20 protein-coding genes and 1 other RNA gene are annotated in these 22323 nt (G+C 69.4%); 6 read left to right on the top strand and 15 right to left on the bottom strand.

Annotated features, from left to right (window positions below):
* Window positions 1-11 precede the first annotated feature (11 nt).
* The gene (locus ACFO8M_RS03095) at window positions 12-1082 is read right to left on the bottom strand and encodes a sensor histidine kinase (protein WP_387970327.1); all 1071 of its coding nucleotides are present in this window, start codon (window positions 1080-1082) and stop codon (window positions 12-14) included.
* A 29-nt stretch (window positions 1083-1111) separates the two neighbouring features.
* Window positions 1112-1756, bottom strand: a complete 645-nt coding sequence (locus ACFO8M_RS03090) for a response regulator (protein ID WP_387970324.1) — start codon at window positions 1754-1756, stop codon at window positions 1112-1114.
* A gap of 204 nt (window positions 1757-1960) precedes the next feature.
* Here ACFO8M_RS03090 and ACFO8M_RS03085 point away from each other — a divergent pair, with 204 nt between their 5' ends.
* On the top strand, window positions 1961-3280 hold the full coding sequence (locus ACFO8M_RS03085) for a DUF418 domain-containing protein (RefSeq protein WP_387970322.1): 1320 nt from the start codon (window positions 1961-1963) through the stop codon (window positions 3278-3280).
* Window positions 3281-3396: 116 nt separating this feature from the next.
* Here the strand turns inward: ACFO8M_RS03085 and ACFO8M_RS03080 are convergent, their stop codons facing one another.
* Window positions 3397-4287: a LysR family transcriptional regulator gene (locus ACFO8M_RS03080; protein WP_387970319.1), complete on the bottom strand. Its 891-nt coding sequence runs from the start codon at window positions 4285-4287 to the stop codon at window positions 3397-3399.
* A 19-nt stretch (window positions 4288-4306) separates the two neighbouring features.
* Between ACFO8M_RS03080 and ACFO8M_RS03075 the strand changes: the two genes are divergently transcribed.
* The gene (locus ACFO8M_RS03075) at window positions 4307-4741 is read left to right on the top strand and encodes a DoxX family protein (RefSeq protein ID WP_387970316.1); all 435 of its coding nucleotides are present in this window, start codon (window positions 4307-4309) and stop codon (window positions 4739-4741) included.
* Window positions 4742-4825: 84 nt separating this feature from the next.
* Here ACFO8M_RS03075 and ACFO8M_RS03070 read toward each other — a convergent pair whose 3' ends face one another.
* The 5 genes from ACFO8M_RS03070 to glnA form a co-directional block, all read right to left on the bottom strand.
* Complete coding sequence (locus tag ACFO8M_RS03070; RefSeq protein ID WP_387970314.1) at window positions 4826-6280, bottom strand: glycosyl hydrolase family 18 protein; 1455 nt, start codon at window positions 6278-6280, stop codon at window positions 4826-4828.
* A gap of 299 nt (window positions 6281-6579) precedes the next feature.
* A complete protein-coding gene (locus ACFO8M_RS03065) occupies window positions 6580-7545 on the bottom strand; it encodes a CorA family divalent cation transporter (RefSeq protein ID WP_387970311.1) in 966 nt (321 codons plus the stop codon).
* 301 nt (window positions 7546-7846) lie between these two features.
* Window positions 7847-10468: a bifunctional [glutamine synthetase] adenylyltransferase/[glutamine synthetase]-adenylyl-L-tyrosine phosphorylase gene (locus tag ACFO8M_RS03060; RefSeq protein WP_387970308.1), complete on the bottom strand. Its 2622-nt coding sequence runs from the start codon at window positions 10466-10468 to the stop codon at window positions 7847-7849.
* Entirely contained in the window at window positions 10461-11144 is a 684-nt protein-coding gene (locus ACFO8M_RS03055) for a type 1 glutamine amidotransferase (RefSeq protein WP_387970305.1), read from the bottom strand. Before ACFO8M_RS03055 ends, ACFO8M_RS03060 begins: the two co-directional genes overlap by 8 nt.
* Before the next feature lie 17 nt (window positions 11145-11161).
* A complete protein-coding gene (glnA, locus tag ACFO8M_RS03050; RefSeq protein WP_387970302.1) occupies window positions 11162-12514 on the bottom strand; it encodes a type I glutamate--ammonia ligase in 1353 nt (450 codons plus the stop codon).
* Window positions 12515-12621: 107 nt separating this feature from the next.
* Here glnA and ACFO8M_RS03045 point away from each other — a divergent pair, with 107 nt between their 5' ends.
* Complete coding sequence (locus ACFO8M_RS03045) at window positions 12622-13326, top strand: MOSC domain-containing protein (protein WP_387970299.1); 705 nt, start codon at window positions 12622-12624, stop codon at window positions 13324-13326.
* Between the two features lie 96 nt (window positions 13327-13422).
* Here the strand turns inward: ACFO8M_RS03045 and ACFO8M_RS03040 are convergent, their stop codons facing one another.
* The 4 genes from ACFO8M_RS03040 to ACFO8M_RS03025 all read right to left on the bottom strand — a co-directional run bounded on the left by ACFO8M_RS03040 (window position 13423) and on the right by ACFO8M_RS03025 (window position 17742).
* The gene (locus tag ACFO8M_RS03040) at window positions 13423-14109 is read right to left on the bottom strand and encodes an HAD family hydrolase (RefSeq protein ID WP_387970296.1); all 687 of its coding nucleotides are present in this window, start codon (window positions 14107-14109) and stop codon (window positions 13423-13425) included.
* A gap of 62 nt (window positions 14110-14171) precedes the next feature.
* Window positions 14172-15041: a 3-methyl-2-oxobutanoate hydroxymethyltransferase gene (gene panB / locus ACFO8M_RS03035; RefSeq protein WP_387970293.1), complete on the bottom strand. Its 870-nt coding sequence runs from the start codon at window positions 15039-15041 to the stop codon at window positions 14172-14174.
* A gap of 145 nt (window positions 15042-15186) precedes the next feature.
* Window positions 15187-16923, bottom strand: coding sequence for an NAD+ synthase (locus ACFO8M_RS03030; RefSeq protein ID WP_387970290.1), 1737 nt, complete (start codon window positions 16921-16923; stop codon window positions 15187-15189).
* A gap of 60 nt (window positions 16924-16983) precedes the next feature.
* Window positions 16984-17742: a sulfite exporter TauE/SafE family protein gene (locus ACFO8M_RS03025; protein ID WP_387970287.1), complete on the bottom strand. Its 759-nt coding sequence runs from the start codon at window positions 17740-17742 to the stop codon at window positions 16984-16986.
* Between the two features lie 31 nt (window positions 17743-17773).
* On the opposite strand from ACFO8M_RS03025, the gene rnpB reads away from it, so the two are divergent.
* Window positions 17774-18158: RNase P RNA component class A (gene rnpB, locus ACFO8M_RS03020), an RNA gene on the top strand.
* A gap of 25 nt (window positions 18159-18183) precedes the next feature.
* Window positions 18184-18966, top strand: a complete 783-nt coding sequence (locus ACFO8M_RS03015; protein WP_387970283.1) for a protein phosphatase 2C domain-containing protein — start codon at window positions 18184-18186, stop codon at window positions 18964-18966.
* On the opposite strand, the gene ACFO8M_RS03010 is transcribed toward ACFO8M_RS03015, so the two are convergent.
* The 3 genes from ACFO8M_RS03010 to ctaC form a co-directional block, all read right to left on the bottom strand.
* Window positions 18957-19466 carry an NUDIX hydrolase gene (locus ACFO8M_RS03010; protein ID WP_387971179.1) on the bottom strand — a complete coding sequence of 170 codons (510 nt, stop codon included), beginning with the start codon at window positions 19464-19466 and terminating at the stop codon, window positions 18957-18959. The genes ACFO8M_RS03015 and ACFO8M_RS03010 overlap by 10 nt on opposite strands.
* A 152-nt stretch (window positions 19467-19618) precedes the next feature.
* Complete coding sequence (locus ACFO8M_RS03005) at window positions 19619-20065, bottom strand: cytochrome c oxidase subunit 4 (protein ID WP_387970280.1); 447 nt, start codon at window positions 20063-20065, stop codon at window positions 19619-19621.
* 9 nt (window positions 20066-20074) lie between these two features.
* Window positions 20075-20995 (bottom strand): aa3-type cytochrome oxidase subunit II, encoded by a 921-nt coding sequence (gene ctaC, locus ACFO8M_RS03000; RefSeq protein ID WP_387970277.1) that lies wholly within the window; start codon window positions 20993-20995, stop codon window positions 20075-20077.
* Between the two features lie 141 nt (window positions 20996-21136).
* Between ctaC and ACFO8M_RS02995 the strand changes: the two genes are divergently transcribed.
* Entirely contained in the window at window positions 21137-22252 is a 1116-nt protein-coding gene (locus ACFO8M_RS02995) for a cysteine desulfurase family protein (RefSeq protein ID WP_387970274.1), read from the top strand.
* Window positions 22253-22323 lie beyond the last annotated feature (71 nt).

The raw sequence follows: 22323 nt of genomic DNA, 5'->3' as shown, positions 1-22323 counted from the left end.
GCGGAAACCGGTCAGGCGGGAAGGGTGAGCGTGCTCCGCCAGCCCCCGTCAGGCGTCGCGCCGCAGCTCAGCGTGCCGCCGAGGAGGGCGGCGCGCTGGTGGAGGCCCAGGAGCCCGTGCCGGGAGCTCGGCAACGGAACCGTGGGGCGGGTCGGCGCGGTGCTGGTGATCGTGACCGTGACGCCGCCGCTCCCGTGGGCCAGCGCGACCTCGGCGCTCGCGCCCGGGGCGTGCTTGCGGACGTTCGTCAGCGACTCCTGCACCGTGCGATAGATCGCCCGCTCGGCGGGCCGGCCGAGCTCCGGGTGCGGACCGATGCGCAAGGTCGCCTCGATGCCACTGCCCGCCACCAGGTCCGCGAGCTGCGCGAGCGTCGGCTGCGGGGCGAGCTCGGTCGGGCCGGAGCCGCCGGCGCGCAGCACGTTCACCATGTGGCGCAACTCGTCGAGGGTCCGCACGCTCAACGTGCGGATCGTCCCGGCAGCCTCCTTCGCCTCGGCGTCGCCGGTGCTCACCTGCAGCGCCCCGGCGCGCACCGCGATCAGGCTGACCTGGTGCGACACGACGTCGTGCATCTCGCGGGCGAGCTGCGCGCGCTCCTCCGAGAGCACCTTCTGCGTCGCCATCAGCTGCTCGTGCTCGCGCGCCTCGGTGATCTCGACCAGCCGCGCCGAGAGCTCGCGGCGCAACTGCACGAGCTGCCCGAGGAACGCCGCCGCCGCGGCCGGGGCCAGCGCGTACGCCGCGTCTGCGAGGACCCACGAGTCGAGCGGGTATTCGGAGAGCTGCACCCCGATCGGCCAGATCATGCAGGTCGCCAGCACCGCGGCGGCGACGGCGAGCAGCCAGCGGCGGTGGGTGCGGGTCGCGAGCGTGAACAGGGCGATGAGCGGGGCCGCGGCCTGCCCCATGAACAGCGCGGTCGGCAGCGTCACGAGGAACACCGCCATGGGCCAGCGGCGGCGCAGCAGGAGCGCGAGGACGCCGGCGCCGATGAGCCACATGTCCCAGGTCGCCTCGCCCCACCAGAAGACGAACCAGACGTCGAGGGCGCTCACCACGACGAGCACCACATCGGTCATCCACGGGCGCCACCAGCGGCGCAGCCGGTTCACCGGCGGTCCCGCAGGAGCCCGGCGCGCTCGGCGGCGAGCGCCGCCTGCACGCGCCCGGAGACCTCGAGCTTGGTGAGGATCGCGCTCACGTGGTCCTTCACGGTGCCCACCCCGAGGTAGAGCCGGGACGCGATCTCACCGTTCGAGAGGCCGTCCGCGAGGAGCACGAGGATCTCGCGCTCGCGGGCGCTGAGGCGCTCGACGAGGCCGCCGGAGGGCGTGCGCCCGGCGAGGTAGCCGTCGACCACGGTGGACGTGACCTTCGGGGAGAGGACCACCCCGTCTGCCGCGAGCGTGCGCACCTGGAGGGCGAGGTGCTCGGGGTCGGTGTCCTTCAGGAGGAACCCGGCCGCGCCCATGCGCAGTGCGGCGGCCACGTACTCGTCCGTGTCGAAGGTGGTGAGCATCGCGACGACGGGCGGACTGGGGAGGGCGCGGAGGCGTTCGAGCACGGTGAGGCCGTCGACGTCGGGCATGCGGATGTCGAGCAGCACGATGTCGGGGTGGAGGCGGCCGACCTCGGCGAGGGCCTGGCGGCCCGAGACGGCGGCGACCACTTCGATGTCGCCGGCGGCGTTGAGGATGTGCTGGAAGCCGGTGCGGATGAGGGCCTCGTCGTCGACGACCAGTACCCGGATCATGCGGCCTCCTCTTGTTCGGTGCTGTGACGATTGGTAGCACGTTCACGCCACTCCCCGCCCCCTCCGAAGCGGAAGGTGTGGGCAAGACCCGCCGATCGGCGGGTGCGTTCCGGCCGGACGGCGGGTCGGTTGCTCCCCGGCAGCGGGCCGAGTACCGCGCATCGCCGGATGGGAACGGGCCGCAGACCGCCGCACGCTGGCTTCATGTCCAACGTCATCGACTTCAAGCCGCGCCCGACCGCGGCCGCAATGGAGGACCCGCCCGCCCGGGACGCGTCGCTCGGCCGGATCGTCGGCCTCGACGCCGCGCGCGCCCTGGCCGTGTTCGGCATGTACTACTCGCACGTCGGGCCGTGGGCCGACGAGACGGGCACATGGAAGAGCTTCCTCATGGAGATCCCCCACGGGCGCTCCTCGGCGCTGTTCGCGACCCTCGCCGGGCTCTCGCTCGTCCTCATCGCGGGCGGCAGCCGCCCGAAGACCGGCCGGCCGATGCGCCAGGCGGTCGTGCGGATCGCGATCCGCTCGGTCCTGCTGCTGGCCCTCGGCTCGTGGCTGGTCGCCATGGGCACCTCGATCGTGGTGATCCTGGCGTACTACGGCCTGTTCTTCCTGCTCGCGCTCCCGTTCATCAAACTGCGGGCGCGGACGCTGGCGATCCTCGCCGTCGTCGTCGGCATCGGCGGGCCGCTGCTCATCCAGTGGCTGTGGACGGTGAACACCGGTTGGATGACCGCGTTCTCCGAGAAGGACCCGCTCGCGATGTGGAGCGGCGAAGGACTCGTCTCGCTGCTCTTCGACGGCACGTACCCGGGCCTGGCCTGGATGGCGTACATGTTCGCGGGCATGGCGATCGGCAGACTCGACCTCACGAAGCTCGCGATCCAGGTGCGGCTCTTGATCATCGGTCCGGCACTGGCCCTGATCGGCTACGGCGGCGCGTGGCTGATCGGGAAGGCCCAGCCCGCAGCGGACACCTCGGCGTCCGACGCCGAATGGAAGGCTTTCGACCAGGCCTGGTCGAAAGCCCTGGAGGGCAAGGACTCGGAGAACTGGACCGAGGAGCAGTGGAAGGCCTTCGACGCCGAACACGCCTCTCTCTACGACCTGATGCCCGGCGACAATTCCATGGGCACCAGCGACTTCGACTGGACCGGCCTGACCGCCGCGAGCCCGCACTCGAACACGACGTTCGAAATGGCCGGGAACATCGGCGTCGCCTTCACGATCATCGCCGGACTCGTGTTCCTCTTGGGCCGCTTCGCGAAGCTCCGCTTCTGGCTCGCACCGCTGATCGCGGTCGGCTCGATGTCGCTGACGGCGTACGTCGCGCACATCGCGGCCGTCTGGTACCTGATCGACCACCCGGTCAACGAGGTCGGATACACGACCGGCTGGCGCATGTGGGCGGTCTTCGTCGTGGTCATGCTGGCCTTCGCGCTCCTCTGGAAGCGATTCCTGAAGCGCGGCCCGCTCGAATACCTCATGCACTGGTCGACCCTGCCCGCGAAGCTCGTCAAATAACGCTTCACTCCCGACCGGGAACCGCGGACCGGCCCGACCTGGGGGGCCAAGGCCGGTCCGCGGTTCCCTCCTCCGACCAACCGCAGCCCGATCAGGACCCGTCCGCGGATCGAAACTCAGTCGGCGAGTTCCCTTGCACCAGCGATGAAGTCAGCCAAGGCGGGGCTCGGCTTCGTCTTCTTCGACCAGGCCAGGGCCACGGTGCTCGGGGTGATGCCTTCGACTTCTCGGTAGGCGATGTCGGGTCGGGCGTAGTAGCGGGACGCGCTTTCGGGGGCCAGGGCGATGCCGTCGCCGTTCGCTATCGCGGTCAGCCAATCGTCCGGGTGCTCGGTGACCGCGCCGACCTTCACCGGATGGCCGCCTCGGGCCTCGCCGCCGATCCAGTGCTCCCGGAAGTCGCCGGTCGCCGCCGGGGCCGCGATGAACGGTTCGTCGAGGAGATCCGCGAAGTCCAGCGTTTCGCGTTGCGCCAGTGGATGGTTCGCCGCCATCGCCACGCAGCGGGGCTCGGTCAGCAGCTCCAGCAGGCGGTAATCCTCCTGGTTCGGGAACGGCAGCCGCATGAAAGAGGCCTCGACCTCGCCTGACACGAGACCCGCGATCGGATCGCCCCAGCTCGCCTGGCGCAGCTCCACCCGCCAGGCGAGCCTGCGTTCGCGGAAGGCGCCGATGATCTCCTGGGTCTTCTCGTTGGCGGCGCTGGCGAGGAAGCCGATTCTGAGCACTTTGGACGCTTCGGCCTCGGCGGTGCGCACCGCGCGTTCGGCCCTGTCCCAGGCATTGAGGACGGCTTCCATCGATTCGGCCAGCGCCGCACCGGGTCCGGTGAGGGCCATGCCGGATCTGGAGCGTGTGAAGAGGGTCGCGCCGAGCTGGTCCTCGAGTCGGCGGATCTGCTTGGTCAGCGCGGGCTGCGAGAGGTAGAGCCGCGCCGCCGCCTTCGTGAGGTTGCCTTCCTCGGCCACGGCTTGGAAACAGCGCAGGAGCCTGGTGTCCACGTCCATAACCGGAGGTTATCGATGCATGTATTGGACGCCGTTCCCGGGACGGCCGAGACTGGAGCCGATCCGGTGGAACGGCCGCCGGGCGCTCACTGGAAAGCCGCGCACCATGGTCATCGCGCTCGTCACCGTCACGCTCGTCAACGTCCTGTTCAATGCGATCGAGTCCGTCGCGAACTTCATGAAGGCCGAGTGGGTCAAGCGCAACTCCCACGCCGTCGGCGTGCCCGACTCGCAGCTGCCGTTCCTCGGCTTCGTCAAGGGCGCCGCCGCTGTCGGCCTCGTGGTCGGGTTGTTCTGGCGGCCTTTGGGAATCGCCGCCGGCGTCGGGCTCGTGGTGTTCTTCGTCCTGGCGACGGCCCTGCACATCCGCAACCGGGTCTTCCACAATTTCTACGGGCCGCTGGTGTTCCTCGGCCTCAGCATCGCCGTGCTGTGGCTGATGATCGCCGCCTGAACCGTGAAAACGGTCGGCGGGACTCGGCAGCGTCGAGTCCCGCCGACCTGACGGGTCAGCTTGTTCTAATAGGAGCGGTCGGGGCTAGTCGAGCCCTGAGGCGATGGCGCTGACGAGGTCGCCGTCGCTGGTGTCGCCCGAGAGCTCCCAGGCGAACGCGCCGCCGAGGTCCTGGCTGTTCGCCCAGGCCGTCTTGGTCGCGATCGTGGCCGGGGTGTCGTAGCTCCACCATTCGCCGTTGCAGTAGGCGTAAGCGGTGCCTCCGACGGTTCCCGTTGCGGGGCATTCGTTCACGAGGACCTTGTAGTCCTCGATCCCGGCTTCGTAGGTGCCCGGTGCCGCGCCGGTCGCCGAGCCTCCCGGTGCCGATTGCGTGACGCCGGTCCAGCCTCTGCCGTAGTAGCCGAAGCCGAGCAGGAGTTTCTCCGATGGAACGCCGAGCGACTTGAGCTTCGCGATGGCGGTGGCGCTGTCGAAGCCGGCGATGGGCTGGCCGGTGAAGCCGTTCAGCGCCGAGTGCGGGGCGGTCGGTCCGTCGGCGTCCCAGGCGCCGAAGTAGTCGTAGGTCATGACCTGGTAGTAGTCGACGTACCGGGCGGCGGCGCCGTAGCCGCCGAGGTCGATCTTGCCGCCGGAGGTGCCGTCGGCGGTGATCGCGGCGGTGACCAGTTCGTCCCCGAACTTGGTGCGCAGGGCGCTCATGAGGTTCGGGAAGGCGTTGGTGCCGCTGGTGTCGCAGGTCAGGCCGCAGGCGTTCGGGTACTCCCAGTCGATGTCGATCCCGTCGAACAGGCCGTCCCAGCGGGGGTCGTGCAGCAGGTTGTAGCAGGACTCGGCGAAGGCCGCCGGGTTCTGCGCGGCCTGGCCGAAGCCGCCGGAGTAGGTCCAGCCGCCGAAGGACCAGACGATCTTGAGGTCCGGGTGCATCTCCTTGAGCTTGATCAGCTGGTTGAAGTTGCCGCGGAGGGGCTGGTCCCAGGTGTCGGCGACGCCGTCGACCGATTGGTCGGCGGTGTAGGCCTTGTCGATGGCGGCGTAAGAGTCGTCCATCGTGCACTGGCCGTTCTTGACGTTGCCGAACGCGTAGTTGATGTGGGTGAGGTCCTCGGCGGAGCCGGAGGAGACGATGTTCTTGACGTGGTAGTTGCGTCCGTACACCCCCCACTCGGTGAAGTAGGCGGCGTTGATCGCGCCGGACTGGCCGGGGTCGCCGGTCGGGTCCTCAGTGGGCTCTTCGGTCGGCGGTTCGCTGGTCGGGTCGGTGTCGCCACCGCAGCGGCCCTTGGACTCCCAGACGCCCCACTCGCCGGTGGTGCCGGGTTTCTCGCCTTGAGTCCACCACTTGGCGCGGTACTCCACGCCGTCGTGGCTGGCGGTGTCGCCGCCGACGTAGACCGTGGCGGCGTTCCAGGCCTTGGAGCAGACGGTTTGGGCTGAAGCGCTGAAGGGGTTGGCGACGGTGTAGATCACGCCGGTGGTCAACACGGCCAGGGCCGCGGTGATGATGGCGATCAGCCGTCTGGTTTTCAGCTGTCTCAATGTTCCTCCCAAAAGTAAAGAGACTTAACTGATAGGTATCTTTATCTTTACGGGAACGCCGGGTGAAGTCAAGCATTCGTATCGAAAAAATTCAATGGTCGGGAAAGTCGGAAATGGGAACGCTCGTTTACCACGGAGCGCGACGACTGCCTCGACACTTTCGCATTGCGGGGCACCGCTACAGTGGTCTTCGAAGGCAGGCAGGGCCAGAGGGGCGGCACCTTCGCGGCGACACTCGCGAGTCGGGCGTCGACGCGGTGGCACCGCCCCTCACCCGTCTCCTCTGGAGAGGGCCCGGCCTACAGCCAGCCGTTGCGGCGGAAGCCGCGGTAGAGCAGCACGCAGACGAGGACCATCAGGACCAGCGAGAGCGGATAGCCGACCGCCCAGTGCAGCTCCGGCATCCGGTCGAAGTTCATGCCGTAGATCCCCGCGATGATGGTGGGCGCGATGGCGATCGCCGCCCACGCCGAGATCTTCTTCGTGTCCTCGTTCTGCCAGGTCCCGATCTGGCCCTGGTGGGCGGTGAGCACGGTCGTCAAGAGGCTCATACACGTCTCGATCGCCGCGTCGACGCGGATGAGATGCCCGGCGACCGCGCCGAAGCCCTCGTGCCGCAGCACCTCCGTGCCCTCTTGGCGCTCTTTGAGCGAGTGGGCGAAGGGCACGAGTGGCTGCACCGCGTTCTGGAACTCGAGGGTCTCGCGGATGAGGAAGTAGATCTCCTGGTTGCGGTCGACGCGCTCGCCGGAGAAGATCGCGCTCTCGAGATCGCTCACGTCGTCGGCGAGGTCCTCGACCGCGCCGTCGTACTGCTCGACGATCGCGTCGAACAGGGCGTGGACGACGCCGGGCAGACCCTCGGCGCGGAAGTCGGCATCGGCTGTGAGCCGGCGGCGAACGGCGGGAACGGGATCGACGACGCCGCGGCGCACGGTCACCAGCGAGCGGCCGTCGGTGTAGAAGGTGAGGTCGCCGGTCTCGACCTGCTGGGTCGCCTCGATGTACCAGACGGTCTTGACCAGGACCATGACCGCGCCCTCGACGGTCTCCACTTTGGGGCGTCGGTGCACGGTGTGCGCCGGGTCGCTGCTGAAGCGGTCGAGGCCCAGGGCTTCCAGGACCGTCGTGAGGAGTTCGGGCACGGGGACGTCGAGCTCGACCCAGACGAAGGTGGATTCGGATTCGGCGGCCGCGCGGAGCTGGGCCGCGTCGCCGCGCTTGTCCTCGGCCCCGTCGGAACCGATCACGGTGTAGTCGATCATCCGCACCTCCGATGCAGCCGCATCCGCGATTTCGGCCAACGGCGATGGCCGTCCACAAACCCCCACCCACCACTCGAGGGGAAAGAAGTCTGCCGCGATCATGTCGCGCCCGGCCGACAAAATTCGCCGCCGAACGAACCCTAGCGGCCGAAGTTCACCGCATCGAGTGAACGGTCGGGATCAGTGCGATCAACGGTCAGGATCGGTGCGGCCGAGGGTCGCCGGTCAGGATCGGTGCGGTCGGAGGTCGCCGGTCGGGACCGGTGCCGCCGGCAGCCTGCGGCGGCGGATCGCCGTGCCGTCAGGCCTCGTAGACGATCCGCTGCGCCGCGTCGTGGGCGCGGCGGGTGAGCTTGCGGTAGTGGTTGAGGAACCGCTCGGTGTCCTCGCCGAAGCCGAGGGTCTGCGCCAGCCCCGCGAGTTCCGCGCCCGAGCGCGGCAGGTCGTCGCGCGGGACGCCCCTCGCGAGCGTCATGTCGTTGCGCACCCGCGACACGAACTCCCAGGCCTCACGCAGCGCCTTGAGATCATCGCCGCTCAGGTACCCGGCCGCCGCGGCGGCCTCGAGCGCGGGCACCGTCCGCGTCGTGTGCAGCGTGACGTCCTCGCCGTGCTCGAGTTGCAGCAGCTGCGCGGTCCACTCGATGTCGACCAGGCCGCCGCGCCCGAGTTTGGTGTGGCCGTTGGGATCCGCGCCGCGCGGGAGCCGCTCGGAATCAACGCGGGCCTTCACCCGGCGGAACTCGATCCGCTCGGCCTCGGTGAGCCCGCCGGCGCGGTAGCGCAAGCCGTCGGCGAACGCGGTCCAGGCCTCGCACAGCTCCGGGTCGCCGGCCGTCGGCCGGGCGCGCAGCAGCGCCTGGCGCTCCCACAGCCGCGCCCGGTCGGCGTAGTAGCGCCGGTAGGCGGCGAAGCTCGGGGCGATCGCGCCGCCCTTGCCTTCGGGGCGCAGATCGAGGTCGATCTGGAGTGGAGGGTCGGCGGTCGGGGCCGCGAGCAGGCTGCGCACGGATTCGACGATCTTCGTGGCGGCCTTGCGCCCGGCGTCGCCCTCACCGGTGTGGACGAACACGACGTCGGCGTCGGAGCCGAAGCCCATCTCGCGACCGCCCAAGCGGCCCATGGCGATCACGGCGATCGGCGGGGCATCGGGCACGTCGCGGGCCGCGATGTGCAGGGCCGCGTCGAGCACGGCGTCGGTGAGGTCTGAAAGGGCCAGGCCCACGGCCTGGTCGTCGAGGAGTCCGAGGAGGTCGGCGGCGGCGACGCGGATGAGTTCGCGGCGGCGGATGGCTCGCACCGCGCCGATCGCGGCGGCGGGCTCGGCGTGCCGCGCGACGACCTGGCTCATGCCCATCGCGAGTTCGGCGCGCGAGCGCGGCGTGAGGTCGGCGTTGTCCGAGAGGTACCGCAGCGACTGCGGCACGTGGAGCAGCAGACCCGTGAAGTACCGCGAAGTGCCGAGCAGGCGGGCGAGACGCATCGCCGCGGGCCCGCCGTCGCGCAGGAGCCGCAGGTACCAGGGGGTCGAGCCGAGCTTGTCGGAGACCTGCCGGTAGGCGAGGAGCCCGCGGTCGGGTTCGGGCGAGTCGGCGAGCTCGTGGAGGACGACCGGCAGCAGGGCCTTCTGCACGGTGGCCGTGCGGGAGACGCCCGCAGTGAGATTCTTGATGTGCGTCAGGGCGCTCGCGGGGTCGGCGAAGCCGAGCACGGCAAGGCGCGAGGCGGCCTCGGACTCGGTCATGCGCAGCTCGTGCGTGGGCACGCGCGTGACGGCGTCGAGCAGCGGCTTGTAGAGCAGCTTCTCGTGCAGGCGCCGCGCGGTGGTCGCGTGGGCGCGCCAAGCGGCGAGGAACGCCTCGTCGGTCTGGTATCCGAGGGTCCGGGCGAGATGGTGGAGCGGCTCGCCGCCGTCGGGCACGCGGTGGGTGCGCAGCAGCCGCTGGAGCTGCAGCCGGTGCTCGACGGTGCGCAGGAAGACGTACGTGTCGGCGAGCTCCTCGCCGTCGCGCCGCGACAGGAATCCAGCCGCCACAAGGACTTCGAGGGCCTCCAGTGTGGAACGCACCCGCAGGGAGGCGTCGCCGCGGCCGTGCACGAGCTGCAGCAGCTGCACCGCGAACTCGATGTCGCGCAGGCCCCCCGGGCCGAGTTTGATCTCGAAGCGGCGTTCGGCGCGCGGCACCGAGTCGGCGACCTTGCGGCGCATGTCGCGGATGTCGGCGACGACGCCGGGCCGGTCGGCCGCGCCCCAGATGAACGGCTGCACGGCCGCGAGCCAGTCGAGGCCGAGCTGCAGGTCCCCCGCGGCGGGCCGGGCCTTCAACAGCGCCTGGAACTCCCACGTGCGAGCCCAGTCCTTGAGGTAGGCGAGGTACGAGTCGACCGAGCGCACGAGCGCGCCGTGGCGGCCCTCGGGTCGCAGCCCGGCGTCGACGGGCCACGTCGCGGGCCCGACGATCTGGATCATCCGGGCGGCCTGGCGGGTGGCGAGGTCCAGGTTGCCTTCGGCGACGAAGACGACGTCCACGTCGGAGACGTAGTTGAGCTCTTCGGCACCGGTCTTGCCCATGGCGACCACGGCGAGGCGGGTCTCGCCGGGGATTTCCTCCCGCGCGAGTTCGAGGCCGCGGGCGAGCACGGCGTCCGCCAAGCGGGACAAGGCGGCCGAGGTGGCCCGCAGGTCCATCCGGCCGGTGAGGTCGCGGGCGGCGATCCGCAGCAGGTTCGCCTTCCACGCGGCGTTCAGCTCGAACGGTCGCGCGTCCCGGATGCGGCCGAGGCCGGCGTCCTCGTCCTCGGTGAGCGCGGCCTCGGTCTCAGGGTGGGCGCGCATGAAATCGGCCAGCGCGTTGCTGGCCTCGACCACGGCGAGGCGGGCCGCGTCGGCTCCGGCGCTCTTCTCGGATTCGCTCTCAGGCATCGAGTACCGGCAACGCCTTCCGCCCGCCCGTGGCGACTCGTGCGAACCGCTGCAGGATCGGCTTCCAGGTGGCGACGATGTGCTCGTCGACGTCGGCGGCGCGGGCGAGCGCGGCCTCGTCGAAGGCGCCGAAGCCCGTGAGCTGCTCGGGGGTGAACTCGAAGTGGGACTGGACGCCCCACGCGGTGTCGCGGATGCGGAAGACCTCGAGGGCGCCTTGCGGGGAGGCGGCGAGGAGGGTCGCGTCTTCGGGGAGTTCGACGAGTTCCTGGCGTCGCCAGCGGATCACGTCGAGGGTCATCGGGCAGGGCCCGAAGATCAGGTCGCGTCCGGCGGCGTCGCGTTTGGCGAGCATCCGGGGCCCGGAGCGCTCCTCGCGGTCCTCGACTCTCCCGCCGAAGGCGACGGCGAGCATCCGGGCGGAGGAGCAGATCGCGAACACGGGGGTGGTGTCGGCGACGGCGGTCTCCATGAGGCCGGTGAGGTCGTCGCTCCAGTCCTTGCCGCGCCCGCCTCCGAGCGCGATGAGGGCGTCGTGCCCTCCGGCGGAGTTCGGTACGGCCTCACCGAGGTGGGGCCGTACCGTGTCGAGGTCCAGTCCGGCTTCGACGAGCCATGCGGCGGCGCGTCCGAGGCCTTGCGCGGGGTCGTTCTCGATGACGAGTGCGGTGCTCACTCCCCCATGCTAATCGGTCAGAGGTTGATGTACCGCTTGCGTTCGAACGCCGTCACCTGGGTGCGGTAGTCCTCCCACTCCTGGCGCTTGTTCTTCAGGAAGTAGTCGAACACGTGCTCGCCCAGGACCTCGGGAACGAGGGTCGAGGACTCCATGACGTCGAGCGCCTCGGAGAGGTTCCCCGGGAGCGGCTGGTAGCCGGCGGCGACCCGCTCCTTGTTGGTGAGCGCCGAGACGTCGTCCTCGGTGCCCGGGGGCAGCTCGTAGCCCTCTTCGATGCCCTTGAGGCCGGCGCCGAGGAGCACGGCGTAGGCGAGGTACGGGTTGGTCGCGGAGTCGAGCGAGCGGATCTCGACGCGGGCCGAGTTCGGCTTGCCGTAGGCCGGGACGCGCACGAGCGCGGAGCGGTTGGCCTTGCCCCAGGAGACGTACGAGGGCGCCTCGGAGATCTGGCCGGGCTGCGGGCTGGTGAAGAGCCGCTTGTAGGAGTTGACCCACTGGTTGGTGATCGCGGTGAACTCGGGCGCGTGGCGCAGGAGTCCGGCGATGAAGGCCTTGGCGGTCTTGGAGAGCCGCTGCTCGTCGCCCGGGTCGTGGAAGGCGTTGTCCTCGCCTTCGAAGAGCGAGAGGTGCGAGTGCATGCCGGAGCCGGGCTGGGTGTTGTACGGCTTGGGCATGAAGGAGGCGGTGACGCCGGAGGTCAGCGCGACCTCCTTTATGGTGTGCCGGAACGTCATGATGTTGTCGGCGGTGGTGAGCGCGTCGGCGTAGCGGAGGTCGATCTCCTGCTGGCCGGGGGCGACCTCGTGGTGGGAGAACTCGACGGAGATGCCGATGCGCTCGAGGGCGAGGATCGCCTGGCGGCGGAAGTCGCGGGCCACGGAGTGCGTGGTGTGGTCGAAGTAGCCGCCGTCGTCCACGGGCTCGGGCTTGTCGCCGGTCTCCGGGAAGATGTCCTTGAACAGGAAGAACTCGATCTCGGGGTGCACGTAGAACGTGAATCCGCGATCGGCGGCCTTGGAGAGCGCGCGGCGCAGCACGTGGCGCGGGTCGGCCCAGGACGGTGCGCCTTCGGGGGTGAGGATGTCGCAGAACATGCGGGCGGATTCGCCGATGCCGCGGCCCTCGAACGGGAAGACCTGGAACGTGGTCGGGTCGGGCATGGCGACCATGTCCGACTCGTAGACGCGGGCGAAGCCCTCGATGGCGGAGCCGTCGAAGCCGATGCCCTCGTCGAACGCCGATTCGAGCTCGGCGGGGGCGACGCTCACGGACTTCAGCGTGCCGAGGACGTCCGTGAACCACAACCGGACGAACCGGATGTCGCGTTCTTCGAGCGTGCGAAGCACGAACTCCTTCTGCCGTTCCATGGTGTGTCCTCCTAGGTCCTGGGGCCGCAATTGTCTCACCTGTTTATGTCACTGACGTTAACCCAGGCAGATGGGCTGTCAAACGTGAGCTGGGTACATTGGTGAGCATGTTCGCAGGCGTAGTGAAAGAGTTGTGGCGATACCCGGTCAAAGGCCTCCGGGGCGAGTCGCTGCGTTCCGCGGTGGTCGATTTCGACGGCCTGGCCGGGGACCGGCTGTTCGGGCTGAACGAGCCCGGCGGCGACAAGTCGGTGTGGGGCGGCAGCCACCCGAAGCTGATGGGCTGGGAGGCGGCCTGGCCCGCGCAGTGCGGCTGCGCTGACGCGGTGGCGGGCGAGCCGGTGCTGTACGAGCCGGGCGGGGCCGCGTGGGCGGCCGGCGAACCGGGGCTCGCGGACCGGCTGGCCGAGACGATCGACGCCAAGAACGGCGTGGAGCTGCGGAAGGTCAAACGCGATTACGGCCGGATCCTGGTGGTCTTCGAGGCCAGCGTGCGCCGTCTGAGCGAGCAGCTGGGCCGCGAGATCGAGGCGTCGCGGTTCCGACCGAACGTGATCGTTGACACCGACCTGGAGCCGTTCGCTGAGTACGGGATCGAACCCGGGACGGCGATCCGCTTGGGCGACAACGAATTCACCCTGCAGAAGCCCTGTGAGCGGTGCGTGCTCCCGAGCTGGGACCCGAACGGGTCCAACGAGCGCGACATGGAGCTGCACAAGCACATCATCAAGGAGCTCGACAACCACTTCGGGCTGTACCTGCGGATCAACGACCCGGTGACGATCAAGGTCGGCGACGCAGTCGCCGCTTGACGAACAGTCACCACTCGACGATAGGGCGCCCTGAGCCGGGGATCGGTCGGCTCAGGGCGCGTTCCCAGCATAAAGCGTGGGTGCGACAAGCTGGGTTCACGCCGATCGTTCCGTGACCCAGCGGTGAATGAAGGGGTACAGCTCCTCAAGGGACGCGGCCGAAACGGTCGCGCGCGGCCACGGCCGCCCGTAGTGGTCGATGTACGCGGTCGCGCAGCCGCGGTCGGCGGCGGGGGCCAGGTCGTTGCGGGGGATGTCGCCGATGCTCAGCAGCGCCTCGGCGGGCCGCTCCTCCAGCAGCTCGTCGATGATCGCGTCCAGGCCCTCGGGCTTGCCCGCGTCGCCGATCACGTGGTCGAACAGGCCGTCGAGTCCCAGGAGTTCGAGCGTCGGCTCCAGGCCCGCGGTCGGCGCGTTCGTCACCAGCGCCACCTCGATGTTGCGCGGCAGGCTCCAGATGAACTCCTGGAAGCCCTTCGGCGCCCAGATCTTGAACTCGCCCGCGGCCATGCGCTTGCGCGTCTCGACGTACGCGTCGTGGCGGATCGTCTCGTCGACGCCGAACTCGCCCGCGAGGCGGCGCACCGCGTTGTCGGCGTCGTAGGCGTCGAACGTGGAGGCGGTCGTGGGCTTGCCGGCGACGAACGCGGCGTGCGCGGACAGGAAGGCCCGCTCGTCCTCGGGGGTGAGAGTCGCGGCGACGGAGCGCGCGTAATGGGTGGCGTGCTCGGAGCCGAGCCGCACGGTGCCGTCGTAGTCGAACAGCAGGATGGCGTCGTTCACTACGGAAACGCTACGCGAAAAGCCGCCTCCCCCAGAAGGGGAGGCGACCAGACTCACCGGGTTTATTCGAAAGAGTGCGCCTTCGTGGGGAACTCCCCCGCGCGGACCTCGTCGGCGAAGGCCTTCGCGGCGTCCTGGAGGACGTCGGCGACCTCGGCGTAGCGCTTGACGAACCGCTGCGGGCGGCCGCGGCGCAGGCCGGCCATGTCCTGCCAGACCAGCACTTGCGCGTCCGTGTCGGGTCCGGCGCCGATCCCCACGGTCGGAATCGGCAGCTGCTTGGTGATCTCGGCCGCAACCGAAGCGGTGACCATCTCCAGGACCACGGCGAACGCCCCGGCCTCGGCGACGGCGTGCGCGTCGGCCTCGACCTCGGCGGCCTGGGCGTCGCGGCCCTGCACCCGGTAGCCGCCGACCGCGTGCTCGCTCTGCGGGGTGAACCCGATGTGGCCCATGACGGGGATGCCCGCGTTGGTGAGGGCCCGGATCTGCTCGGCCATGCGGCGCCCGCCTTCGAGCTTGACCGCGTGGGCCCCGGCCTTCATGAACCGCACGGCGGTCTCGAGGGCCTGGACCGGACCGGACTCATAGGAGCCGAAGGGCATGTCCGCGATCACGAGCGTCCGCTCGGTCGAGCGGGCCACGGCCGCGACGAGCGGCACCAGCTCGTCGACCGAGACCTGGAGGGTCGTCTCGTAGCCGTAGACGTTGTTCGCCGCCGAGTCGCCGACGAGCAGCGCAGGGATGCCGGCCTCGTCGAAGAGGGCGGCCGTGTACATGTCGTAGGAAGTGAGCATCGCCCACTTCTCACCGCGCTCTTTGGCTTCGATGAGGTGGCGGGTGCGGACGCGCTTGACGTTCTTGCCCGGCCCGTACAGGCTCGGGATCTCGTCGGCGCCATGCGCTTGGGGCGAATTCGATGAAGACGTCATCGTCGGTACTCCTGAATCTCCTCGTGGCCGGCCTCGCCGGTCCCCGGGCATTACCGAACCAAACTAACGCCCATCGATATATATGTCACGGTTCCGCGACACCTATGTGACAAATTTCCCCCGGGGGAATCCGCGGGGGACGCGCCTACTTCTCGCGGAAGCGGTTGGTGATCGGCAGGCGCCGGTCCCGTCCGAACGACTTGGACGAGATCTTCGTGCCGGGCGCCGACTGGCGGCGCTTGTACTCGGCGCCGTCGACCAGGTTCGCGATCCGGTTCACCAGGTCGACCTCGTAGCCGCGGGCGATGAGCTCCTCGCGTCCGGCGTCCCCGTCGACGTAGGCGAGCAGCATCGGGTCGAGCAGCTCGTACTCGGGCAGCGAGTCGGAGTCCTTCTGGTCCGGGCGCAGCTCGGCGCTCGGCGGCTTCAGGATGATGTTCTCGGGGATCGGCTCGACCTCGCCCAAGCGCTTGGCGTGCTCGTTGCGCCAGGTCGCGAGCTCGTAGACGAGCGTCTTCGGCACGTCCTTGATGGGCGCGAAACCACCGCAGGAGTCGCCGTACAGGGTCGTATAGCCCACGGCGTACTCGCTCTTGTTGCCCGCCGCGAGCACCAGGTGCCCGTGCTGGTTCGACAGGGCCATCCAGATGACCCCGCGCACGCGCGCCTGGAGGTTCTCCAGGGCCAGGCCCGAGAGCGAGATCTGGGACAGGTACGCGTCCACGATCGGCTGGATCGGCTCGACGATGTGGGTGAGCCCGCAGCGTGCCGCGAGGTCGGCGGCGTCGTCCACCGAGTGCTGCGAGGAGAACTCGCTCGGGTTGGCCACGGTGTGGACCTTGTCGCCGCCGACCGCGTCGCGCGCGAGGACGGCGGTCACCGCCGAGTCGATGCCGCCGGAAAGGCCCATGAGCACCGTCTTGAAGCCGTTCTTGCGCACATAGTCGCCCAGGCCCAGGCGCAGGGCCTCCCAGATCTCCTCCAGGCGAGCGAGGTCGGGTGCGAACGACGGCTCGATGCGCGTCTCGATCGCCGCGGGTTCCGCGGAGAGGACATGCAGCGAGACGCTCATCAGCGACGAGGAGTGGTTCGCGATGTCGCGGCCCCCCGAAGCGGGGCACTCGACATCGGTGACGAGCAGCTCCGAGCCGAAGCGGCGGGCGCTGGCGAGGATCGCGCCGTCGGCGGCGATGATCGTCGTACCGCCGTCGAAGACCAGGTCGTCCTGGCCGCCGACGGTGTTCAGATACGCGATCGGGGCACCGAGGGCGGCGGCCCGCTCCTTGACCACCTCGAGGCGCCGCTCGTGCTTGCCCTGCTCGTACGGGGAGGCATTGATATTGATCACGAGTCCGGCGCCGGCCTCCTCGGCGACGGTGAACGGCACGCCGCCCCACACGTCCTCGCAGACCGTGAAGGCCACATCCACCCCGCCGATGCGCGCGAGATGCAGTTCGTGGCCCGCGACGAACCAACGGTCCTCATCGAAGACTCCATAGTTCGGAAGATGGTGCTTGTAGTAGCGGAACAGGACCTTGCCGTCCTGAATCAGCGCCAAGGCATTGCGAATACCGTGTCCGCTGGTCGAGCCGATGGGACCGTCGGCGTCCAGATATCCGACGGCGACCGGCAGCGATCCGTTCCCGTCCGCGGCGAGTTCCTCCGCGAGCCGGACGAGGCGCTCGCGGCTGGCCTCCACGAAGGAGTGCCGCAGCGCGAGGTCCTCGACCGGATAGCCGGTGAGGGACTGCTCGCCGGTCGCGAGCAGGTGCGCCCCGGCGGCCGTGGCAGCGGAGGCGGCCCGGCGGATGAGGTCGGCGTTGTGGTCGAGGTCGCCCACGATGGGGTTGTCCTGGGCGAGTGCGATACGGAGCGTCGGCATACGCCTATTCTTCCGTGCTCGCACGCCCTCCGTCACCGGAGTTCCGCGAAGTGGTCTGGATCAGAGTGAGCGGACGAGCAGGATCGCCGAGAGGACGAGCCCGTAGACCACGATCGCCATGCGCAGCGGCCGTTCGGGGATCCGCTGGAACACCCGCGCACCGAGGTAGCCGCCGATGAAGGTCGCGGGCACGAGCACCCCGATCGCCCACCAGGCGACGTCGGCCCAGATGCCGTACATGACACTCGTGACGATGCCGACGAGCATCGTGCAGAAGTTCTTGAGCGCCCCGACGCGGACCAGCTTCTCCGAGAGGCTCATGGCGATCACGGCGATGAGGATGAGGCCGAGGGCGGCGTTGAAGTAGGAGCCGTACAGGCAGCCGGCGAAGACGCCGACGTGCAGTGCGACCGGATGCAGGTCGCGGCCGCCGTTGAGGGCCGTGACCTTCCGATTGATCCAGGGGCCCACGGCCATGAGCACGGTGGCGGCCAGTACGAGGAACGGCACGATCGCCTCGAACACCGAGTGCGGCGTGTTCAGCAGCAGGAGCGCGCCGCAGACCGAGGCGACCAGGGCCGTGGGGATGAGCCAGAGCGCGCGGCGCTTCTGGCCGCGAAGGTTCTCGCGGGAGCCGATCGCGGCGGCGGCGTAGGCGGGCGCGACGGCGATGCCGTTGGTGGCGTTCGCCTGCAGCGGGGGAACCCCGACCGCCATCAGGGTCGGGTACGTGATGAGCGAGCCGCCTCCGGCCACGGCATTGAGACCGCCGCCGACGAGGCCGGCGAGCAGCAGAGCGGAGACCTGGAGCAGATTCATTGCTCAGGCAGCGTACGCTTGAGCGCTGGGACGAGATGGCCAGGCGGTCGCGGCAGTGACGGGAGACCATCACTGGCGAGGAACGTCCGGGCTCCACAGGGCAGGGTGGTTGCTAACGGCAACCCGGGGCGACCCGCGGGACAGTGCCACAGAGAACAGACCGCCGGCTTCGGCCGGTAAGGGTGAAACGGTGGTGTAAGAGACCACCAGCGCCGCCGGTGACGGCAGCGGCTAGGTAAACCCCACCCGGAGCAAGGTCAAGAGGAGCCGCGAGGCTCTGCGCGAAGGTCCGAGGGCTGCCCGCCCGAGTCCGCAAGGGCGCCTTCGCGGGTAGACCGCTCGAGCACGCCGGCAACGGCGCGCCTAGATGGATGGCCGCTCAACGACAGAACCCGGCGTATCGGCCATCTCGTTCCCGCCAGTGCACGGCATGATGGCCGGATGCAGACCTCCGCGGCTTCCACTCCCGGCGGCAGTGCGCCGAATGAGGACCTCTACCTGGTCTCGGACCGGTGGGCGCTGGTCCTCGACGGGATCACCCGGTATCCGGACGACGGGTGCGTCCACGATGTTCCCTGGTACGTGGCGCACCTCGGGCGCGAGATCAAGCAGCGCATCGGGTCCGCGGAGGTCGACCTGCGGGCGATCCTCGATGAGGCCGTCAGGGGAGTCAGCGGGGCGCACCAGTCGACCTGCGACCTCAGCAATCCCGTGACGCCGGGGGCGACCGTGGGCTTGGTGCGGCGCGAACGCGATCGGATCGCCTGGCTGCTTCTGGGGGATTGCACCGTGGCCTGGCGGTACCGCGATGGCCGAGTCGAATTTCGATCGGATGATCGGCTGGCGAATCTCTCCGGTACTCCCCCTGTCGAATCGGTCGGCGGTGTCCGGCGATGGCCGGTCAGCTATGTCGCCACGGTGAGGAATCGGGAGGGCGGGTACTGGGTCGCCGACGCCGACAGCCGGGCCGCCGCGCAGGCGCTCACCGGTTCGATCGAGCTGGACGGGCTCAGTGATCTGATGGTCTGCAGCGATGGACTGACCCGGCTCGTGGACCGGTACGGGTACACGTGGCCCGAGTTGTTCGAGCGGGTCTCGGAGGTCGGCGTCGCGGGGCTGATCGATCTCGTCCGGGATCACGGCGAGCGCGACACGCGGTTCCACCCTGAGGCGAAGCGCCACGACGACGCGACCGGGGTGCTGCTGCGCTGGGATCAGCCCTGATCGGCCAGCGGGCCGAGACCGTAGTGGGCCAGGAGCTTCGCGGTCGCGCGGGTCATCTCCGGGAGGTCGTCGACCGGGTGCCAGCCGGCGTCCCAGACCTCGTGGCCGTCCACGATGACCTGCGTGGTCTCGGGATCGCGCTCCAGATGGAAGACGTTGTCGACCCAGCGGCCGGAGGTGTGGACGACCGCGCACGGGCTGGCGGGGATCAGCTCTTCGAGGTCGGCCTCGATGCCGGTCTCCTCGTTGAGTTCGCGACGGGCGCCTTCGATGGGCTGCTCGCGGCGGTTCAGGAGTCCGGCCGGGAGCGACCAGCGCTTCCCCGGGGGCTGGCGCAGCATGAGCAGGCGTTCGCGTTCCGCGTCCATGACGAGGACGACCGAGCCGAGCGTGTAGGTGGGCGTGGCGATCCGGACGATCCGCCGCCGCATCGGGTGCGGCAGGTTGTAGAACACCACTCCGGCCAGGCGCCGCAGCAGCGGCGCCTTCCGGCGCTGCACAGAGGGAGTCACCGCCACACCCTACCCATCCGGCGGAAAGGTGCCGCACCTCGGCGTCCCCCTGTCGTGCAGGAGAAGTCGATGCCCAACGTTGTACCGGGGCAATGCGAAAGGCCCGGAGCTCGACGCTCCGGGCCCTTAAATCGCCATCGCTACTGCGGGCCGAGCTTGCGCGTGCCCGTGTAGTACTCGAAGACCAGGCCGCCCACGGCGAACAGGACCGCCACGACGCCCGCGGCCATGAGCCACGGGAGCCAGAACACGACGCCCACACCGGAGAGCACGGCGGTCAACGCCAGGCCCAGCGGCCAGTAGGAGCCGGGGCTGAAGAAGCCGACCTCACCCGAGACGTCGGAGATCTCGCCGTCGGCGCGGTCCTCCGGGCGCGGGTCGATGCGGCGCGAGATCACCCAGAACACCAGCCAGACCATGCCGGTCAGCAGGCCCGAGAAGATCAAGGCGACCGTCCCGACCCACTCGACGTGGTTCGGCACGCCGTAGGCGGGGTTCTCGTTGATGTAGGTGACCCACCCGTAGATGGCCGCGAAGATGAACATCGAGATCATCACGATGAAAAAGAGGCGGTTCTCGGTCTTCATGGCGCTCCCCTAGCTCGCTTCGCCAGTGGCCTGGTCGGTGTCGAACGGATGGGTCGTCGTCGCGTACGGCTCCTGGCCGATCAGCTCCAACGCCTCCGGTGTCGAGGCGCCCTCGACGCGGGCGTTCACGAACGTCTCGTAGTCCTCCGGCGAGACCACGCGCATCTCGAAGTTCATGAAGGCGTGGTAGGCGCCGCAGAGCTCGGCGCAGCGGCCCACGAAGGTGCCCTCCGAGTTGAAGTCGACCTCCCAGCGGGTGGTCTGCGCCTCGCTGCCGGGGAGCACGTCGCGCTTGAAGAGCAGGTCGGGGACCCAGAAGGAGTGGATGACGTCCTCGGCGTGAGCCTCGAAGCGCACGTCCTCCTCATTGGGGACCACGATGATCGGGATGTAGTCCGAACTGCCGACCTCGGTGACGGGCTGGCCGTCGGCGCCGGTCAGCGGTTCGCACTCGGCGTCCGTGTACGTGAACTGCCAGTTCCACTTGAACGCGGTGATCTCGGTGCAGGCCTTCGGGTCGTCACTCATCTCGGTGACGTTGTCCTGCACGATGACCGTGTAGTAGAACAAGATGCCGATGAGCACGAACGGCAGCGCCGTGAACGTGAGCTCCGCGGGCAGGTTGTACTTGGTCTGGCGGGGCAGCTCGGTGTCGCTGTCCTTCTTCTTGTACATCGCGACGCACCAGAAGACCAGACCCCAGACGATGAGGCCGACCGCGAGCGCGGCGACGGTCGAGCCGATCCACAGATCGAACATCTGCTCGGACTGGGTCGTGGGGCGCGTACGCGGCCAGCCCAGGTAGAAGGCGTCGTCAAGGCTGCACCCCGCGAGCACAATCGGGAGCAACGCGGCGATCCCGGTGAGACCTATCGCGCGGCGGGCTCGGCCGCGACGTTCTCGGGACGGTTTTCCGACCACCTGTCTCATGCCTTTCTCAGCGCTCGGCTCCGCGTCCGCCGCCGGGCGGGCGGCAAGGCGCAGATCTTGACGGCAAGAGCCTACTGCTTGGCCCGCACCCGTGAGTGCAAGGGGTTGGGTTCGCGAGGCAATGTCTTCTACATTTGAGTAGTGACCGATACCTACTTCGACGGTGCGACCGCGCAGCCGCCCCATCCGGCGGCCCGCGACGCCTATGCTGCGGCTTTGTCGGAGGGGTGGGCGGGACCCGGGCGACTGTACACATTGGGCCGGAGGTCCCGGATGCTCCTGGAGGCCGCCCGGCAGTCCGCGGCCGCCTCCCTGGGCGTGAGTCCTGATGAGGTCACTTTCACATCGAGCGGGACACAGGCCGTGCACGCGGGCGTACTCGGCGTCATCGCCGCGCGGAGCGAGCCGGGCCCGCTGGTCTACAGCGCCGTGGAGCACTCCTCGGTGCTGCACGCGGCCGAGTGGCACGAACGTACGGGCGGGACCGCTGTGGCGGTCGGGGTGGACCGGCTCGGCCGGATCGACGCCGATCCTCTGGCGGGGATCGACGACGCCTCGGTGCTGGTCGTGCAGAGCGCGAACCACGAGGTCGGGACCCGGCAGCCCATCGCGGACATCGCGGCGAACGCCGGCGGCGTGCCGCTCGTGTGCGACGCGGCCGCGAGCCTGCCTTGGGAGCCCGTGCCCGCGGGCTGGTCGGTGCTCGCCGCCAGCGCCCGGAAGTGGGGCGGCCTGGCGGGGGCCGGGATCCTGGTGGTGCGCAAGGGGACGCGCTGGCGCAATCCGTTTCCCGGGGAGGACTCCTCGATCCGGGAGGCGATCGGCGAGGTCGACGTACCGGCGGCGGTGGCCGCGGCGGCGTCGTTGCGTGCGGTGACGGCTGAGCGCGACGCGTTGTCGAAGCGGGTGCGGGCGATGACCGAGCGGATCAGGGAGCACATCGAGGAGACGATTCCAGAGGTGGAGCTGCCGGGTGATCCGGTGGACCGGCTGCCGAACATCGTCACGTTCTCTTGCCTCGGTGTGGACGGCGAGGTGCTGCTGACCGAGCTCAACAAGGCCGGGTTCGCGGTGTCGTCGGGTTCGGCGTGCGCTTCGACGCGGTTGCGGCCTTCGCATGTGCTGCAGGCGATGGGCGTGCTCAGCCACGGGAACGTGCGGGTGTCGCTGCACCGGGAGACCACCGAGGACGAGGTGGACCGGTTCCTGGAGGTGCTGCCGGGCATCGTGGAGGGCATCCGGCGGCTGTCGCGGTAGCGACCGGGAGTACGGCGCGGTAAGGCTTGCGCGCCTTCGCATTCGAGCAGTTCTCAGACGATGGTCCTAAG

Origin of the sequence: Glycomyces rhizosphaerae (assembly GCF_042647865.1) — a bacterium.
GTDB lineage: Bacteria > Actinomycetota > Actinomycetes > Mycobacteriales > Micromonosporaceae > Glycomyces > Glycomyces rhizosphaerae.
The sequence above is the reverse complement of the archived record's forward strand: the minus strand, read 5'-3'. Positions and strand labels throughout refer to the sequence as shown.

Coding starts and splice junctions, on each gene's coding strand:
- ACFO8M_RS03030 (WP_387970290.1), bottom strand. CDS start 16,923: ATGCCGACGCTCCGTATCGCACTCGCCCAGGACAACCCCATCGTGGGC.
- panB (WP_387970293.1), bottom strand. CDS start 15,041: ATGACGTCTTCATCGAATTCGCCCCAAGCGCATGGCGCCGACGAGATC.
- ACFO8M_RS03090 (WP_387970324.1), bottom strand. CDS start 1,756: ATGATCCGGGTACTGGTCGTCGACGACGAGGCCCTCATCCGCACCGGC.
- ACFO8M_RS03095 (WP_387970327.1), bottom strand. CDS start 1,082: ATGACCGATGTGGTGCTCGTCGTGGTGAGCGCCCTCGACGTCTGGTTC.
- ACFO8M_RS03005 (WP_387970280.1), bottom strand. CDS start 20,065: ATGAAGACCGAGAACCGCCTCTTTTTCATCGTGATGATCTCGATGTTC.
- ACFO8M_RS03045 (WP_387970299.1), top strand. CDS start 12,622: ATGTTCGCAGGCGTAGTGAAAGAGTTGTGGCGATACCCGGTCAAAGGC.
- glnA (WP_387970302.1), bottom strand. CDS start 12,514: ATGGAACGGCAGAAGGAGTTCGTGCTTCGCACGCTCGAAGAACGCGAC.
- ACFO8M_RS03075 (WP_387970316.1), top strand. CDS start 4,307: ATGTATTGGACGCCGTTCCCGGGACGGCCGAGACTGGAGCCGATCCGG.
- ACFO8M_RS03060 (WP_387970308.1), bottom strand. CDS start 10,468: ATGCCTGAGAGCGAATCCGAGAAGAGCGCCGGAGCCGACGCGGCCCGC.
- ctaC (WP_387970277.1), bottom strand. CDS start 20,995: ATGAGACAGGTGGTCGGAAAACCGTCCCGAGAACGTCGCGGCCGAGCC.
- ACFO8M_RS03065 (WP_387970311.1), bottom strand. CDS start 7,545: ATGATCGACTACACCGTGATCGGTTCCGACGGGGCCGAGGACAAGCGC.
- ACFO8M_RS03025 (WP_387970287.1), bottom strand. CDS start 17,742: ATGAATCTGCTCCAGGTCTCCGCTCTGCTGCTCGCCGGCCTCGTCGGC.
- ACFO8M_RS03015 (WP_387970283.1), top strand. CDS start 18,184: ATGCAGACCTCCGCGGCTTCCACTCCCGGCGGCAGTGCGCCGAATGAG.
- ACFO8M_RS03080 (WP_387970319.1), bottom strand. CDS start 4,287: ATGGACGTGGACACCAGGCTCCTGCGCTGTTTCCAAGCCGTGGCCGAG.
- ACFO8M_RS03085 (WP_387970322.1), top strand. CDS start 1,961: ATGTCCAACGTCATCGACTTCAAGCCGCGCCCGACCGCGGCCGCAATG.